The organism is Streptomyces sp. SudanB182_2057 (assembly GCF_964272715.1).
In the GTDB taxonomy this organism is placed as follows: Bacteria; Actinomycetota; Actinomycetes; order Streptomycetales; family Streptomycetaceae; genus Streptomyces; species Streptomyces rubradiris.
The window spans coordinates 3,760,583-3,777,200 of sequence record NZ_OZ186798.1 but is presented as its reverse complement, the minus strand read 5'-3'; the positions used below and the strand labels follow the sequence as shown (position 1 = coordinate 3,777,200).

The window sequence follows — 16,618 nt, the reverse complement described above, 5'->3', positions numbered from 1 at the left end:
TTCCTGTCCGCCTTGTCGACCTTGCCGGTCTTGTCAGCCTTGCCGGGCTTGGCCTTTTTCGTCTTTGGCACCCGTCCAGGGTAAGTGGCCGGGGACCACCGGGGACACCGAGGACGGTCACTCTGGCAGTAGCGTTCCGTACATGAGACTCGGTGTCCTGGACGTGGGTTCGAACACGGTGCATCTGCTGGTGGTGGACGCCCACCCCGGCGCGCGCCCGCTGCCCGCGCACTCCCACAAGGTCGAACTCCGGCTCGCCCAGCTCCTCGACGACAGCGGCGCCATCGGCGACGACGGCATAGACAAGCTGATCGACGTCATACAGGACGCGCTCCAGGCCGCCGAGGACAAGGGCGTCGAGGACCTGCTGCCGTTCGCGACCTCCGCCGTCCGCGAGGCCGGCAACGCCGACGACGTCCTGGGCCGCGTGGCCGACAAGACCGGCGTACGGCTCCAGGTCCTCAGCGGCGCCGAGGAGGCCCGGCTCACCTTCCTCGCCGTACGCCGCTGGTTCGGCTGGTCCGCCGGAAAGCTGCTGGTCCTCGACATCGGCGGCGGCTCCCTGGAGATCGCCTACGGCCTGGACGAGGAGCCGGACGCGGCGGTCTCCCTGCCGCTCGGCGCCGGCCGCCTCACCGCCGGCTGGCTGCCCGGCGATCCGCCCGCCCCGGAGGACGTCCGCGCGCTGCGCCGCCACGTCCGCGCCGAGATCGCCCGCACCGTCGGCGAGTTCGCCCGCTTCGGCGCCCCCGACCACGTGGTGGCCACCTCCAAGACCTTCAAGCAGCTCGCCCGCATCGCCGGTGCCGCCCGCAGCGGCGACGGCCTCTACGTCCAGCGGGAGCTCAAACGCCAGAGCCTGGAGGCATGGGTCCCGAAACTCGCGGCCATGACCGCCGAACAGCGCGCCGCACTCCCCGGGGTGTCGGTGGGCAGGGCCGGTCAGCTGCTCGCGGGCGCCCTGGTGGCCGAGGGCGCGATGGACCTCTTCGGCGTGGAGAGACTGGAGATCTGCCCCTGGGCCTTGCGGGAGGGCGTGATCCTGCGGCGCCTCGACCACATGGGCTCCGCATAGCGCCCCCGCATCCGCTCAGCACCCGGCGTCCGCGTAAACCCATCCGCACCCGCTCCCGCCCCCAGCCGGGCAAATGGCGAACGTCACAACGGTGAACGGGCGCACAGCACCCGAGCCGCCCGACGCCGTATGGTGACGAGCGTGGCTGAACCAACGGACGTGCGCATCGCGCTCTCGACCGCCTCCGTCTACCCGGAGTCCACGGCGACGGCCTTCGAGATCGCCGCGCGCCTCGGTTACGACGGTGTCGAGGTCATGGTGTGGACCGACCCGGTGAGCCAGGACATCGAGGCGCTGCGCCGCCTGTCGGACTACCACGGCGTCCCCATCCTGGCCGTCCACGCCCCCTGCCTGCTGATCACCCAGCGGGTGTGGACCACCGACCCCTGGACGAAGCTGACGCGGGCCCGGGCCGCGGCGGAGAAGCTCGGTGCCTCCACCGTCGTCGTCCACCCGCCGTTCCGCTGGCAGCGGCAGTACGCCCGGGGCTTCGTCGAGGGCGTCTGGCGGATGGCGGACGAGACGGACGTGCGGTTCGCCGTCGAGAACATGTACCCCTGGCGCTACCGCGACCGCGAGATGCTCGCCTACGCCCCCGACTGGGACGTCACCAACAACGACTACCGGCACTTCACGATCGACCTCAGCCACACGGCGACGGCCCGCACCGACGCCCTGGAGATGGTCGACCGCATGGGGGACCGGCTCGGGCACGTCCACCTCGCCGACGGCCGGGGCTCGGCCAAGGACGAGCACCTGGTGCCCGGCCGTGGCACCCAGCCCTGCGCCGAGCTGCTGGAACGCCTGGTGCGCACCGGCTTCGACGGGCATGTGGTGATCGAGGTCAACACCCGGCGCGCGATGTCCGGCGCCGAGCGCGAGGCCGACCTCGCCGAGGCCCTGGCCTTCACCCGGACCCACCTGAGCGCGGCAGCGGTACGGGTGCCCCGCCGATGACCCCGCCCCGCCCCCCGGCCACGGGCGGCACCGCTCCCCGCCCCCCGGCGACGGCCGGCAGTGCCCCGCGTCCTCCGGGGACGGACGACGGCTCCCCCCGTCCCCCCGCCCGCCGCCGGGGCCGCCCCCCGCGCACCGAGTCCGCCGGAACCCGGGACCGTATCCTCGCCGCCGCCCGCGAGGAGTTCTCCGCGCGCGGGTACGAGAAGACGTCCGTACGCGGCATCGCCAAGGCCGCCGGGGTGGACTCCGCGCTGGTGCACCACTACTTCGGCACCAAGGAGCAGGTCTTCGAGGCGGCGATCGAAGTCGCCTTCGCCCCCGCGCTCGCCGCGCCCGACGCCATCGCCGAGGGCCCGGCGGACGAGGTCGGCGAGCGGCTGACCCGGTTCGTGCTCGGCGTCTGGGAGGACCCCGCCACCCGGGCCCCGCTGCTCGCGGTCGTGCGCTCGGCCGTCGACAACGACACGGCCGCCGCCGTCCTGCGCCGCCTGGTCGCCGCCCAGCTGATGCGCCGCATCGCCGCCCGGCTGGAGTTGCCGGACGCGGAGCTGCGCGCCGAACTGGCCGCCGCCCAGCTGGTGGGCTGTGCCATGCTGCGCTACGTGATCAGGCTCGAGCCGCTGGCGTCGGCCGACCTGGAGCAGATCATCGCCCGCGTCGCACCCGTCGTACAGACCCATCTGACGGCGCCGTGAGGAGTGGGGCGGCAGAGTCGCCCGGCGCCTTTGGTGAAACAGGTGTCCCGGGATTCGGACACCTCGTCCCGCCAGCTGGATGAGCGGCGTACGCTCGACAGAAGGCACACCCGTCTGAAGGAGCGAGCGACGATGCCCGAGCTGAGGTCCCGCACAGTCACCCACGGTCGCAACATGGCGGGCGCCCGCGCCCTTATGCGCGCCTCCGGTGTACCCGGTGCGGACATCGGCCGGAAGCCGATCATCGCCGTGGCGAACTCCTTCACCGAGTTCGTGCCCGGCCACACCCACCTCCAGCCGGTCGGCCGGATCGTCAGCGAGGCGATCAAGGAGGCCGGCGGCATCCCGCGCGAGTTCAACACGATCGCGGTCGACGACGGCATCGCCATGGGCCACGGCGGCATGCTGTACTCCCTGCCGTCCCGCGACCTGATCGCGGACTCGGTCGAGTACATGGTCGAGGCCCACTGCGCCGACGCCCTGGTCTGCATCTCCAACTGCGACAAGATCACGCCGGGCATGCTGATGGCGGCCCTGCGCCTGAACATCCCGACGGTGTTCGTCTCCGGCGGCCCCATGGAGTCCGGCCGCGCCACCCTGGTCGACGGCACGGTCCGCACGCTCGACCTGGTCGACGCGATCTCCGACGCCGTCAACGACAAGATCTCCGACGAGGACATCCTCCGCATCGAGGAGAACGCCTGCCCGACCTGCGGCAGCTGTTCCGGCATGTTCACCGCCAACTCGATGAACTGCCTGACCGAGGCCATCGGCCTGTCCCTGCCGGGCAACGGCTCGGTCCTCGCCACCCACACCGCCCGCCGCGCCCTGTACGAGAACGCGGCCCGCACGGTCATGGACCTCACCCGCCGCTACTACGAGCAGGACGACGACACCGTCCTGCCCCGCAACATCGCCACCTTCCAGGCCTTCGAGAACGCCATGGCCCTGGACATCGCGATGGGCGGCTCCACCAACACGATCCTGCACCTGCTGGCCGCCGCCCAGGAGGCGGGCGTCCCGTTCGGCCTGGACGAGATCGACGCCGTCTCCCGCCGCGTGCCCTGCCTGGCGAAGGTCGCCCCGAACGTCGCCAAGGACCGCACGTACTACATGGAGGACGTGCACCGCGCCGGCGGCATCCCGGCCCTGCTGGGCGAGCTGCACCGGGCCGGCCTGCTCAACGAGGACGTGCACGCCGTGCACAGCCCCTCCCTGGCCGACTGGCTGAAGACCTGGGACGTCCGCGGCGGCTCGCCCTCGCCCGAGGCGGTCGAGCTGTGGCACGCGGCGCCCGGCTGCGTCCGCTCCGCCGAGGCCTTCTCCCAGTCCGAGCGCTGGGAGGCCCTCGACGAGGACGCGGAGAACGGCTGCATCCGCTCCGCCGAGCACGCGTACTCCCAGGACGGCGGCCTGGCCGTGCTGCGCGGCAACCTCGCGGTCGACGGCTGCGTGGTGAAGACGGCCGGCGTGGACGAGTCGATCTGGACCTTCGAGGGCCCGGCGGTCGTCTGCGAGTCCCAGGAGGAGGCCGTCCAGCGGATCCTCACCCAGGAGGTCAAGGACGGCGACGTCGTCGTCATCCGCTACGAGGGCCCCAAGGGCGGCCCCGGCATGCAGGAGATGCTGTACCCGACCTCGTACCTGAAGGGCCGCGGCCTGGGCAAGACCTGCGCCCTGGTCACCGACGGCCGCTTCTCCGGCGGCACCTCGGGCCTGTCCATCGGCCACGCCTCCCCCGAGGCGGCCTCCGGCGGCACCATCGCCCTGGTCCGGGACGGCGACCGCATCCGCATCGACATCCCGAACCGCACCATCGAGCTGCTGGTCGACGACGCCGAACTGGCCCGCCGCGAGCAGGCCCTGAACGGCGTCTACGCCCCGAGGAACCGCGACCGCAAGGTCTCCGCCGCCCTGCGCGCCTACGCCGCGATGGCCACGAGCGCCGACAAGGGCGCGGTGCGCGACGTGTCCCGCCTGGGCTGACCGCTCACCGACAAGGGCCGCCTCCACCGGGAGGCGGCCCTTTCGCCGTCGGTCACGGCCTCACCAAGCCCCCGGCGCGCGGCCGTCCACGGCGAACACCGTGCCGTCCGGCGCGGTCGCGCAGACCAGGGTGCCCACGGGCACCGGAGCGGGCGGTGTGCTCATGACCCGCGCCGAGCCGGCACCCAGCCGCGCGGGCGTCTGCCCCACCAGCCGCCCCTTCGCCGCGTCCACGGCGAGCAGCCGGCCGTCGCCCGAGGTCAGGTACACCCGACCGTCCCGCGCGACCGGCAGCGAACCACGGCTCACCGACGTCTCCAGATGCCACAGCCGCCTGCCCGCCGCCACGTCCACGGCGTCCAGGGAACCGCCGGTGGCCAGCACGTAGACGACGTCCCCGCGCACGGTGGCGTGCGCGCCGTCGAGCACGGCGGGCAGCGCGACCCGCCGGGTCGCGCCGGTGCCGGGGGTGTAGCGGACGACCTCCCGGGCGCCGTAGCCGCTGTCCATCGCCAGGAAGAACACCGACCCGTCGGCCGCCCGCGCGGCGACCGGCTTGAGCCAGCCGCGCAGCCGTACGTCCCACCGCACCCGGCCGCTCGCCGGATCCACGGCGGTCACCCGGGTGTGCCCGCCGTCGGCGGATGTACGGGTCGCGTAGGCCGCGGAGCCGCCGGGGAACGCGGCGAAGGACGGCGCGCCTTGCCCGGGCACGGCCCCGTGCCAGCGGGTACGGCCGGTCGCGCCGTCCACGCCGGTGACCGTGCCGTCGGCACCGGTGAGCAGCGCCGTGTCACCGGCGTACCGCACCGTCGTGCCCGCGGGCAGCCGGCGCCGCCACACCTCCTCGCCCGTGGCCGGGTCGAGCCCGGCGAGCCGGGAGCCGCCGTCGGTGTACGGCTGCACCAGGCCGCCCGAGACGACCGGCGGACCGCTCGTGGTCCGGGTGTCCACCGCCCGCCGCCACAGCGGCCGGCCGTCGGCGGCGCCGAGCGCGTAGACGACGCCCGGCCGCGCGCAGAACAGCTTCCCGGCGTCGTACGAGCACTGCGGCATGCCCTCGCCGCCGACCGCGGGCCGGGCCGTCCAGCCACCGGAAGCCGCCGTCAGGGCCGGCGCGCCCGGGGGAGCCTGATCGTTTCGCCCGGTCACCCACACCGCCGCGAGCCCTCCGGCCAGCGCCAGCCCGAGCACCCCGGCCAGCGCCGCCGTCCGCCCCCGGCCGAGCCGCCACCCCGGGCGCCGCCCGGCACCGGCGGCCACCGGCTCCGACGCGGGCCGCGCGACCGCCCGGCCGCGTCCCGGGCGCCACACCCGGCGCCGCCCGGCCGACGGGGAGTCGGTCGCCGTTGCGGAGGCGTCCCCACCGGTCCGCTGTGCCGGTATGAACGCCTGGGTGTCGTACGAGGCCGCCACCGAGCGCAGCTCCCGCATCAGCTCGTCCGGCGTGGGCCGGTCCTCGGGCTCCTTGGCCAGGCACCGCCGCACCAGCGACGCGAGCCCCAGCGGCACGCCGGTCAGATCGGGCTCGTCGTGGACGACCTGGTAGGCGACGACGTAGGGACTGTCGGAGTCGAACGGGCCGCGCCCGGTGGCCGCGTGCACGATCACCGACCCCAGCGCGAAGACATCGGCGGCCGGGCCCACCTCACGGGGCCGCCGGAACTGCTCCGGCGCCATGAACGGCGGGGTGCCGATCAGCTTGCCCGTCTCGGTGCGCAGCTCGCTGTCCTTGGGCCGGGAGATCCCGAAGTCGATGACCTTCGGCCCGTCCTCGGCGAGCAGCACGTTGCCGGGCTTCAGATCCCGGTGCACCACCCCGACCCGGTGGATGTCACGCAGCGCCTCGGCCAGCCCCGCCATCAGCCGGCGCACCTGCTCCGGAGCCATGGGGCCGTTCCGTTTCACGTGTTCCGAGAGGGTCGGCCCGGGGATGTACAGGGTGGCCATCCAGGGCCGCTCGGCCTCCGGATCGGCATCGACGACGGACGCGGTGAAGGCGCCGCTGACCCGGCGGGCGGCGGCCACCTCCTGCCGGAAACGGCCCCTGAACTCGGGATCCCGGGCGAACTCCGCGTGCACGACCTTCACCGCGAGCCGCATCCCCGAGGTGCTGCGGGCCAGGTGGACGACCCCCATGCCGCCGGAGCCCAGACGGGACTCCAGCCGGTAGTGGCCGGCGTATTCCGGAAGTTCCGCTTCCGCGTCCGCTCCGGCGTTGCGCTGTGGCGCCATGGACCACCCCCGTGCTGTTCGTCCGCGCGCGCGACGCACGGAGCCTAATCGATGACTCGTACGGGACTAAGGCGGCTTGCTAGCGTCTGGCCCGAGTCGCGCACACGTTTCGCGCCGGCTCTCACCGAGTTCGCGAATGACGGGGGAGGACCACTTTCATGTCTGTCGACACACAAGAGGCCGGGAGCGTGGACGAGGGCCGGGACGGCCTGACCACACAGGCCGCCGCGGCCGTCCGTACCTACGCCGTCGCCCCGGGCGTCCGGCTGAACGTCCGCAGCGGTCCCGGCACCCAGTACAACCTGGTCCGCGTGCTGCCGGTGGGCGTCCGCCTGCCGATCTACTGCCAGACCCCCGGCACCACGGTCTCCGGCCCCTACGGCACGACCAACATCTGGGACCTCATCGACAACGGCGAGTACGTCTCCGACGCCTACGTCCACACCGGCAGCGACGGCTACGTCGCCCCCCGCTGCGGCTGACGGCGCGCACCGGGCCGGGCCCCGGCCGGGATCCGTCCACGGCCGGGGCGATAATCGTCCCGTGAGCGACGAAACCGGCACCCCGGACAGCGCGGCGGGCCCCACCGGCGACACGGAGCGCGGCGACGGCCCCCGCCCCGAGCCCCTGCGCTTCTTCGGCACCTCCTGGGTCGGCCACGACCACGGCTACGCGGCCCGCCGCGTCGGCGTCGCCGTCGGCTCCCTCGCCGCCGCGGCCGCCTCCTGCCTGGTGCTCCGCCTCGCCTACCAGGGCATCCGGATCGCCGACACCGGCCCCTTCGTGACCGTCCTCGTCATCGTGATGTTCGCGATCTGCAGCGCCTTCGCCTTCCGCAACACCTGGGAGGGCTTCGGCAAGCGGCACGACCCGCAGCGCCAGGCCTCCCTGCGCGGACTCCTCACCATCGGCTTCGTCGGCTCCCTCCTCGCCTACTTCGTCCGCTCCCTCGTCGAGGCACCGGGCGAGAAACTGCACCGCGAGGAGTACGAGAAGGCCCGCGAGGCCCACGCCCGCCGCACCACCCGCCGCACCGGCAACCCGTCCCGCAAGAAGCGCCGCCGCTGAACCGCCGCCCGGATTCCCGCGCGTCCCCGGGATGCCGTAGACCTGAGCACATGACAGCCGCCCCGCCGCCGCCCGCCGACCCGCGGGCCCAGCACACCGCCCGCGCCGGGTCCTTCAACGCCGTCGCCGCCCGGTACGCCGCGAACCGGCCCTCCTATCCGCCCGCCCTCCTCGACGCCGTCGAGGAACTGACCGGCCGCCCCCTGTCCGGCGCCAGGACCGTCGACGTCGGCGCCGGCACCGGGATCGCCAGCACCCTGCTGCACGCCCGCGGCGCCGACGTCCTCGCCGTCGAACCCGGCGCGGGCATGGCCGCCGAGTTCCGCCGCGCCCTGCCGCACATCCCGCTCGTCCGGGGCGACGGCAACGCCCTGCCCGTCGCCGACGCCACCGCCGACCTGATCACCTACGCCCAGGCCTGGCACTGGACCGACCCGGCGCGCTCGGTGCCGGAGGCGCTGCGCGTCCTGCGCCCGGGCGGCGCGCTGGCCCTGTGGTGGAACACCGACGCCCTGGACGTCGACTGGATCGCCGAGGCCGTCGGCCGGGCCGGCCGCTTCCTCGGCATCGACGTCGCCGCCGAACAGCGCAAGGCCGGCGAACGCGTCGCCCGGGCCGACCCCAGCGGACGCCTGGACTTCACCCGCCGCACGGTCCGCTGGAGCCGCCGCGTGCCGCTCGACACCCACCTCGCCAACGTCGCCACCCACTCCGCCCTCCTCGTCATCCCCGAGGAACGGGCGGCCGCCTACCTGGAACACGAGCGCGCCCACCTCCTGGAGGTCTTCCCGGACGGCATGGTCGAGGAGACCTACGACGTCCGCCTCATCGTCGCCCGCACGCCCTGACCCGCCGCCGTTCCGCCCACCGGACAACCGGCCCGCACGGCGCAGGCCGATGCCAGACTGATCCGCATGAGCCAGAAAGTCGCAGTCCTCGGCACCGGCAAGATCGGCGAAGCCCTGCTCAGCGGAATGATCCGGGCCGGCTGGGCCCCGGCCGACCTCCTGGTCACCGCCCGCCGCCCCGAACGCGCCGAAGAACTCCGTGCCCGCCACGGCGTCAACCCGGTCACCAACACCGAGGCCGCCAAGACCGCCGACACCCTGATCCTCACGGTCAAGCCGCAGGACATGGGCACCCTCCTGGACGAACTCGCCCCGCACCTGCCCGCCGACCGCCTGGTCATCAGCGGGGCCGCCGGCATCCCCACCTCCTTCTTCGAGGAGCGCCTGGCGCCGGGCACCCCCGTCGTCCGGGTCATGACCAACACCCCCGCCCTCGTGGACGAGGCGATGTCGGTCATCTCCGCCGGCAGCCACGCCACCGAGCGGCACCTCGCGCACGCCGAGGAGATCTTCGGCGGTGTCGGCAAGACCCTGCGCGTCCCCGAGAGCCAGCAGGACGCCTGCACCGCGCTGTCCGGCTCCGGCCCGGCCTACTTCTTCTACCTGGTCGAAGCCATGACCGACGCCGGCATCCTGCTCGGCCTGCCCCGCGACAAGGCCCACGACCTCATCGTCCAGTCCGCGATCGGCGCCGCCGTGATGCTCCGCGACAGCGGCGAGCACCCCGTCCGGCTCCGGGAGAACGTCACCTCCCCGGCCGGCACCACCATCAACGCCATCCGCGAGCTGGAGAACCACGGCGTACGGGCCGCGCTCATCGCCGCCCTCGAGGCCGCCCGCGACCGCAGCCGCGAACTCGCCTCCGGCAAGAAGGACTGACGGTCCCCGGTCCGCGGGCGGCGGCCACCGCCGCCCGCGGACCGGGGAACCCGTTCACGGAGCGGCGCTCGGCGAGGGCTCTGCCACCGGCGCCAGCAGCCCGATCGCCCGGTAGGCCGCGTCGACCGTCGGCCGGGCCAGCGCCCGCGCCTTCTCCGCACCCTCGCGCAGCACCCCCTCCACGTACGCCGGATCGGCGCACAGCTCCCGGTGCCGGTCCCGCACCGGCCGCAGCACCTCCACCACGGCCTCCGCGGTGTCCTTCTTCAAGGCGCCGTACGAGTCGTAACCGGCCGCCAGTGACTCGGGACTCCCGCCCGTGCACGCGGCGAGAATGTCCAGCAGGTTGGCGAGGCCCGGCTGCGCCGCCCGGTCGTAGACGACCTCCCGGCCGCTGTCCGTCACCGCCCGCAGCACCTTCTTGCGCACCGTGTCCGGCTCGTCCAGCAGATAGACGACCCCGGTCCCCGACTCGTCCGACTTCCCCATCTTCCGCGTCGGGTCCTGGAGGTTCATCACCCGCGCGGCGACCGGGGGCAGCGTCGTCCGCGGCACGACGAACGTGTGCCCGTAGCGCTGGTTGAACCGCACCGCCACATCCCGGGCCAGTTCCACGTGCTGCGTCTGGTCCACACCGACCGGCACCTCGTCCGTGCCGTACGCCAGGATGTCCGCGGCCATCAGCACCGGGTACGTCAGCAGTGACAGCCGCAGGCTCCCGCCGCGCTCCCGCTGTTTCGCGGCCTTCTCCTTGTACTGGATCATCCGCCGCATCTCGCCGTCGGTCGCCACGCACTCCAGCAGGTACGACAGCCGGGTGTGCTCGTCCACGTGACTCTGCAGGAACAGGGTGCACACCTCGGGATCGAGCCCGGCCGCCAGCAACAGGGTCGCCGTCTGCCGGCTGAGCCTGCGCAACCGCGCCGGGTCGTGGTCCACGGTCAGCGCGTGCAGGTCCACCACGCAGAACAGCGAATCGGCCCGGTGCTGGTCGACCTCGGCCCAGCGCCGCATGGCCCCCAGGTAGTTGCCGAGGGTCAGGTGCCCGGTCGGCTGGATCCCGCTGAAAACCCGGGTCATGTCCACTCCACCTTCTGGTCTGGACCGCCGCCCCTGCGGCCGGCCCCCTCAGACCCGGAGGGAGAGACGAGAACGGCCGCCGAAGCGGCGGCCGTCGAGTGCGTACGTGAGCGCGGCCGCCGTCAGGCGGCCCACCAGAGCTGGGTACACGTACGCGTCATCACGGCGTCCACAGTACGCCTCGGGAGTGCTCCCCGGCAGTGGGTTGACACGACCCCTGCCGATCCGTAGTGTTCTCCGAGTTGTCCGACGTGAGCGCCGACTCCGGTCGGTCCCCGGACAGCCATTCCGCAAGCACCACCCACTCTTCGACGCTCCGGCGCCGACTGCTTTGGCGTGCGTATTTGCGAAATGAGGAATCCGCGTTCGAAAGGACGCCGGCCCCCGATTAGCTCGGGAGCCAGGAATCCGCTAAAGTCTCACTCGTCGGAACGGCCCAACAGTCGGGAAGACAAACCCCGCTGACCGGGGATCAGACGCCGAAAGGATCTGATAGAGTCGGAAGCGCCGGAAAGGGAAACGCGAGAGCGGGAACCTGGAAAGCACCGAGGAAATCGGATCGAGAAAAGATCTGATAGAGTCGGAAACGCAAGACCGAAGGGAAGCGCCCGGAGGAAAGCCCGAGAGGGTGAGTACAAAGGAAGCGACCGTTCCTTGAGAACTCAACAGCGTGCCAAAAGTCAACGCCAGATATGTTGATACCCCGTCTCCAGCATCCGCTGGGACGAGGTTCCTTTGAAAAAACACAGCGAGGACGCTGTGTGCGAGAGGACTATTCCTCCTCTCGCACCGCTCTCGTGATGTGTTCATCCCGATTACGGGAAAACATTCACGGAGAGTTTGATCCTGGCTCAGGACGAACGCTGGCGGCGTGCTTAACACATGCAAGTCGAACGATGAACCTCCTTCGGGAGGGGATTAGTGGCGAACGGGTGAGTAACACGTGGGCAATCTGCCCTGCACTCTGGGACAAGCCCTGGAAACGGGGTCTAATACCGGATACGAGTTTCACCGGCATCGGTGATTCTGGAAAGCTCCGGCGGTGCAGGATGAGCCCGCGGCCTATCAGCTTGTTGGTGAGGTAACGGCTCACCAAGGCGACGACGGGTAGCCGGCCTGAGAGGGCGACCGGCCACACTGGGACTGAGACACGGCCCAGACTCCTACGGGAGGCAGCAGTGGGGAATATTGCACAATGGGCGAAAGCCTGATGCAGCGACGCCGCGTGAGGGATGACGGCCTTCGGGTTGTAAACCTCTTTCAGCAGGGAAGAAGCGAAAGTGACGGTACCTGCAGAAGAAGCGCCGGCTAACTACGTGCCAGCAGCCGCGGTAATACGTAGGGCGCAAGCGTTGTCCGGAATTATTGGGCGTAAAGAGCTCGTAGGCGGCTTGTCACGTCGGTTGTGAAAGCCCGGGGCTTAACCCCGGGTCTGCAGTCGATACGGGCAGGCTAGAGTTCGGTAGGGGAGATCGGAATTCCTGGTGTAGCGGTGAAATGCGCAGATATCAGGAGGAACACCGGTGGCGAAGGCGGATCTCTGGGCCGATACTGACGCTGAGGAGCGAAAGCGTGGGGAGCGAACAGGATTAGATACCCTGGTAGTCCACGCCGTAAACGGTGGGCACTAGGTGTGGGCAACATTCCACGTTGTCCGTGCCGCAGCTAACGCATTAAGTGCCCCGCCTGGGGAGTACGGCCGCAAGGCTAAAACTCAAAGGAATTGACGGGGGCCCGCACAAGCGGCGGAGCATGTGGCTTAATTCGACGCAACGCGAAGAACCTTACCAAGGCTTGACATACACCGGAAAGCATTAGAGATAGTGCCCCCCTTGTGGTCGGTGTACAGGTGGTGCATGGCTGTCGTCAGCTCGTGTCGTGAGATGTTGGGTTAAGTCCCGCAACGAGCGCAACCCTTGTCCCGTGTTGCCAGCAGGCCCTTGTGGTGCTGGGGACTCACGGGAGACCGCCGGGGTCAACTCGGAGGAAGGTGGGGACGACGTCAAGTCATCATGCCCCTTATGTCTTGGGCTGCACACGTGCTACAATGGCCGGTACAAAGAGCTGCGATACCGTGAGGTGGAGCGAATCTCAAAAAGCCGGTCTCAGTTCGGATTGGGGTCTGCAACTCGACCCCATGAAGTCGGAGTCGCTAGTAATCGCAGATCAGCATTGCTGCGGTGAATACGTTCCCGGGCCTTGTACACACCGCCCGTCACGTCACGAAAGTCGGTAACACCCGAAGCCGGTGGCCCAACCCCTTGTGGGAGGGAGCTGTCGAAGGTGGGACTGGCGATTGGGACGAAGTCGTAACAAGGTAGCCGTACCGGAAGGTGCGGCTGGATCACCTCCTTTCTAAGGAGCATCTAGCTGCCGCAAGGCAGCCAGAGCCACTACGTCGGCGAATGTTCGACGGTGGTCAGCTCATGGGTGGAACGTTGACTACTCGGTCAGGATGCCGGGCTGGTGGCTGCTAGTACTGCTCTTCGGAGCGTGGAACGCATGATCACTGGACGGAGTCTGGTCGGGCACGCTGTTGGGTGTCTGAGGGAATGAACTTTCCTCAGTTGCCGGCCCCAGTGCACTCGAGCTTCTGGTTCGGGGTGATGGGTGGCTGGTCGTTGTTTGAGAACTGCACAGTGGACGCGAGCATCTGTGGCCAAGTTTTTAAGGGCGCACGGTGGATGCCTTGGCACCAGGAACCGATGAAGGACGTGGGAGGCCGCGATAGTCCCCGGGGAGTCGTCAACCAGGCTTTGATCCGGGGGTTTCCGAATGGGGAAACCCGGCAGTCGTCATGGGCTGTCACCCTTGCCTGAACACATAGGGCAAGTGGAGGGAACGCGGGGAAGTGAAACATCTCAGTACCCGCAGGAAGAGAAAACAACCGTGATTCCGGGAGTAGTGGCGAGCGAAACCGGATGAGGCCAAACCTACGACGTGTGAGACCCGGCAGGGGTTGCGTCGTGGGGGTTGTGGGATCTCTCTTCCACGGTCTGCCGGCCGTGGGACGAGTCAGAAACCGTTGATGTAGGCGAAGGACATGCGAAAGGTCCGGCGTAGAGGGTAAGACCCCCGTAGTCGAAACGTCAGCGGCTCGTTTGAGAGACACCCAAGTAGCACGGGGCCCGAGAAATCCCGTGTGAATCTGGCGGGACCACCCGCTAAGCCTAAATATTCCCTGGTGACCGATAGCGGATAGTACCGTGAGGGAATGGTGAAAAGTACCGCGGGAGCGGAGTGAAATAGTACCTGAAACCGTGTGCCTACAAGCCGTGGGAGCGTCGGACATCAGCTTGCTGGTGTCTCGTGACTGCGTGCCTTTTGAAGAATGAGCCTGCGAGTTTGCGGTGTGTTGCGAGGTTAACCCGGGTGGGGAAGCCGTAGCGAAAGCGAGTCCGAATAGGGCGATTCAGTAGCACGCTCAAGACCCGAAGCGGAGTGATCTAGCCATGGGCAGGTTGAAGCGGAGGTAAGACTTCGTGGAGGACCGAACCCACCAGGGTTGAAAACCTGGGGGATGACCTGTGGTTAGGGGTGAAAGGCCAATCAAACTCCGTGATAGCTGGTTCTCCCCGAAATGCATTTAGGTGCAGCGTCGTGTGTTTCTTGCCGGAGGTAGAGCACTGGATAGGCGATGGGCCCTACCGGGTTACTGACCTTAGCCAAACTCCGAATGCCGGTAAGTGAGAGCGCGGCAGTGAGACTGTGGGGGATAAGCTCCATGGTCGAGAGGGAAACAGCCCAGAGCATCGACTAAGGCCCCTAAGCGTACGCTAAGTGGGAAAGGATGTGGAGTCGCAGAGACAACCAGGAGGTTGGCTTAGAAGCAGCCACCCTTGAAAGAGTGCGTAATAGCTCACTGGTCTAGTGATTCCGCGCCGACAATGTAGCGGGGCTCAAGCGTACCGCCGAAGTCGTGTCATTGCAGCATGTACTCCCAACGGAGGCTGTGATGGGTAGGGGAGCGTCGTCTGCCGGGTGAAGCGGCACTGGAAGGTAGTCGTGGACGGTTGACGAGTGAGAATGCAGGCATGAGTAGCGATACAAACGTGAGAAACGTTTGCGCCGATTGACTAAGGGTTCCTGGGTCAAGCTGATCTGCCCAGGGTAAGTCGGGACCTAAGGCGAGGCCGACAGGCGTAGTCGATGGATAACCGGTTGATATTCCGGTACCCGCTGTGAAGCGTCAAACATCGAATCCAGTGATGCTAAGGCCGTGAAGCCGTTCCGGACCCTTCGGGGAATGGAAAGTGGTGGAGCCGCTGACCCAAGTTGGTAGTAGGTGAGTGATGGGGTGACGCAGGAAGGTAGTCCATCCCGGGCGGTGGTTGTCCCGGGGTAAGGGTGTAGCCCGAGTGGTAGGTAAATCCGCCGCTCATGCAGGGTGAGACCTGATGCCGAGCCGATTGTGGTGAAGTGGATGATCCTATGCTGTCGAGAAAAGCCTCTAGCGAGTTTCATGGCGGCCCGTACCCTAAACCGACTCAGGTGGTCAGGTAGAGAATACCGAGGCGTTCGGGTGAACTATGGTTAAGGAACTCGGCAAAATGCCCCCGTAACTTCGGGAGAAGGGGGGCCACACCTGGTGAGAACACTTGCTGTTCGAGCTGGGGGTGGCCGCAGAGACCAGCGAGAAGCGACTGTTTACTAAAAACACAGGTCCGTGCGAAGCCGTAAGGCGATGTATACGGACTGACGCCTGCCCGGTGCTGGAACGTTAAGGGGACCGGTTAGCTCACTTTCGGGTGGGCGAAGCTGAGAACTTAAGCGCCAGTAAACGGCGGTGGTAACTATAACCATCCTAAGGTAGCGAAATTCCTTGTCGGGTAAGTTCCGACCTGCACGAATGGCGTAACGACTTCTCGACTGTCTCAACCATAGGCCCGGTGAAATTGCACTACGAGTAAAGATGCTCGTTTCGCGCAGCAGGACGGAAAGACCCCGGGACCTTTACTACAGTTTGATATTGGTGTTCGGTTCGGCTTGTGTAGGATAGCTGGGAGACTGTGAAGCTCGCACGCCAGTGTGGGTGGAGTCGTCGTTGAAATACCAGTCTGGTCGTGCTGGATGTCTAACCTGGGTCCGTGATCCGGATCAGGGACAGTGTCTGATGGGTAGTTTAACTGGGGCGGTTGCCTCCTAAAGGGTAACGGAGGCGCCCAAAGGTTCCCTCAGCCTGGTTGGCAATCAGGTGTTGAGTGTAAGTGCACAAGGGAGCTTGACTGTGAGACCGACGGGTCGAGCAGGGACGAAAGTCGGGACTAGTGATCCGGCGGTGGCTTGTGGAAGCGCCGTCGCTCAACGGATAAAAGGTACCCCGGGGATAACAGGCTGATCTTCCCCAAGAGTCCATATCGACGGGATGGTTTGGCACCTCGATGTCGGCTCGTCGCATCCTGGGGCTGGAGTCGGTCCCAAGGGTTGGGCTGTTCGCCCATTAAAGCGGTACGCGAGCTGGGTTTAGAACGTCGTGAGACAGTTCGGTCCCTATCCGCTGTGCGCGTAGGAGTCTTGAGAAGGGCTGTCCCTAGTACGAGAGGACCGGGACGGACGAACCTCTGGTGTGCCAGTTGTTCTGCCAAGGGCATGGCTGGTTGGCTACGTTCGGGAGGGATAACCGCTGAAAGCATCTAAGCGGGAAGCCTGCTTCGAGATGAGGACTCCCACCCACTTGATGGGGTAAGGCTCCCAGTAGACGACTGGGTTGATAGGCCGGATCTGGAAGCACGGTAACGTGTGGAGGTGACCGGTACTAATAGGCCGAGGGCTTGTCCTCAGTTGCTCGCGTC

10 protein-coding genes and 2 rRNA genes are annotated in these 16,618 nt (G+C 68.4%); 10 read left to right on the top strand and 2 right to left on the bottom strand.

Annotated elements, in window-relative coordinates; all coding sequences use genetic code 11:
* Positions 1-142: 142 nt before the first annotated feature.
* The 4 genes from ACSURM_RS16325 (at position 143) to ilvD (ending at position 4,716) form a co-directional block, all read left to right on the top strand.
* Positions 143-1,075, top strand: coding sequence for a Ppx/GppA phosphatase family protein (locus tag ACSURM_RS16325; RefSeq protein ID WP_436955833.1), 933 nt, complete (start codon positions 143-145; stop codon positions 1,073-1,075).
* A gap of 129 nt (positions 1,076-1,204) precedes the next feature.
* A complete protein-coding gene (locus ACSURM_RS16320) occupies positions 1,205-2,032 on the top strand; it encodes a sugar phosphate isomerase/epimerase family protein (RefSeq protein WP_436955832.1) in 828 nt (275 codons plus the stop codon).
* Positions 2,029-2,730, top strand: coding sequence for a TetR family transcriptional regulator (locus ACSURM_RS16315; RefSeq protein WP_436955830.1), 702 nt, complete (start codon positions 2,029-2,031; stop codon positions 2,728-2,730). The genes ACSURM_RS16320 and ACSURM_RS16315 overlap by 4 nt, the downstream gene beginning before the upstream one ends.
* 132 nt (positions 2,731-2,862) lie before the next feature.
* Complete coding sequence (gene ilvD / locus ACSURM_RS16310; RefSeq protein ID WP_436955828.1) at positions 2,863-4,716, top strand: dihydroxy-acid dehydratase; 1,854 nt, start codon at positions 2,863-2,865, stop codon at positions 4,714-4,716.
* A gap of 60 nt (positions 4,717-4,776) precedes the next feature.
* Here the strand turns inward: ilvD and ACSURM_RS16305 are convergent, their stop codons facing one another.
* On the bottom strand, positions 4,777-6,951 hold the full coding sequence (locus ACSURM_RS16305) for a serine/threonine-protein kinase (protein ID WP_436955826.1): 2,175 nt from the start codon (positions 6,949-6,951) through the stop codon (positions 4,777-4,779).
* Between the two features lie 158 nt (positions 6,952-7,109).
* Between ACSURM_RS16305 and ACSURM_RS16300 the strand changes: the two genes are divergently transcribed.
* The 4 genes from ACSURM_RS16300 to proC all read left to right on the top strand — a co-directional run bounded on the left by ACSURM_RS16300 (position 7,110) and on the right by proC (position 9,746).
* Positions 7,110-7,433, top strand: coding sequence for an SH3 domain-containing protein (locus tag ACSURM_RS16300; RefSeq protein WP_436955824.1), 324 nt, complete (start codon positions 7,110-7,112; stop codon positions 7,431-7,433).
* 61 nt (positions 7,434-7,494) lie between these two features.
* Positions 7,495-8,019, top strand: coding sequence for an EamA/RhaT family transporter (locus ACSURM_RS16295; protein ID WP_436955822.1), 525 nt, complete (start codon positions 7,495-7,497; stop codon positions 8,017-8,019).
* 50 nt (positions 8,020-8,069) lie between these two features.
* Positions 8,070-8,867, top strand: coding sequence for a class I SAM-dependent methyltransferase (locus ACSURM_RS16290; protein ID WP_436955820.1), 798 nt, complete (start codon positions 8,070-8,072; stop codon positions 8,865-8,867).
* Between the two features lie 66 nt (positions 8,868-8,933).
* The gene (proC, locus tag ACSURM_RS16285) at positions 8,934-9,746 is read left to right on the top strand and encodes a pyrroline-5-carboxylate reductase (RefSeq protein WP_436955818.1); all 813 of its coding nucleotides are present in this window, start codon (positions 8,934-8,936) and stop codon (positions 9,744-9,746) included.
* A gap of 54 nt (positions 9,747-9,800) precedes the next feature.
* Here proC and trpS read toward each other — a convergent pair whose 3' ends face one another.
* Positions 9,801-10,826, bottom strand: coding sequence for a tryptophan--tRNA ligase (gene trpS, locus ACSURM_RS16280; protein WP_436955816.1), 1,026 nt, complete (start codon positions 10,824-10,826; stop codon positions 9,801-9,803).
* Positions 10,827-11,654: 828 nt separating this feature from the next.
* Here trpS and ACSURM_RS16275 point away from each other — a divergent pair.
* Together ACSURM_RS16275 and ACSURM_RS16270 are read left to right on the top strand one after the other, a co-directional pair.
* A 16S ribosomal RNA gene (locus ACSURM_RS16275) occupies positions 11,655-13,181 on the top strand.
* Between the two features lie 302 nt (positions 13,182-13,483).
* Positions 13,484-16,605: ribosomal RNA gene (locus ACSURM_RS16270) — 23S ribosomal RNA — on the top strand.
* Together the 16S and 23S rRNA genes form the textbook arrangement of a ribosomal RNA operon.
* Positions 16,606-16,618 lie beyond the last annotated feature (13 nt).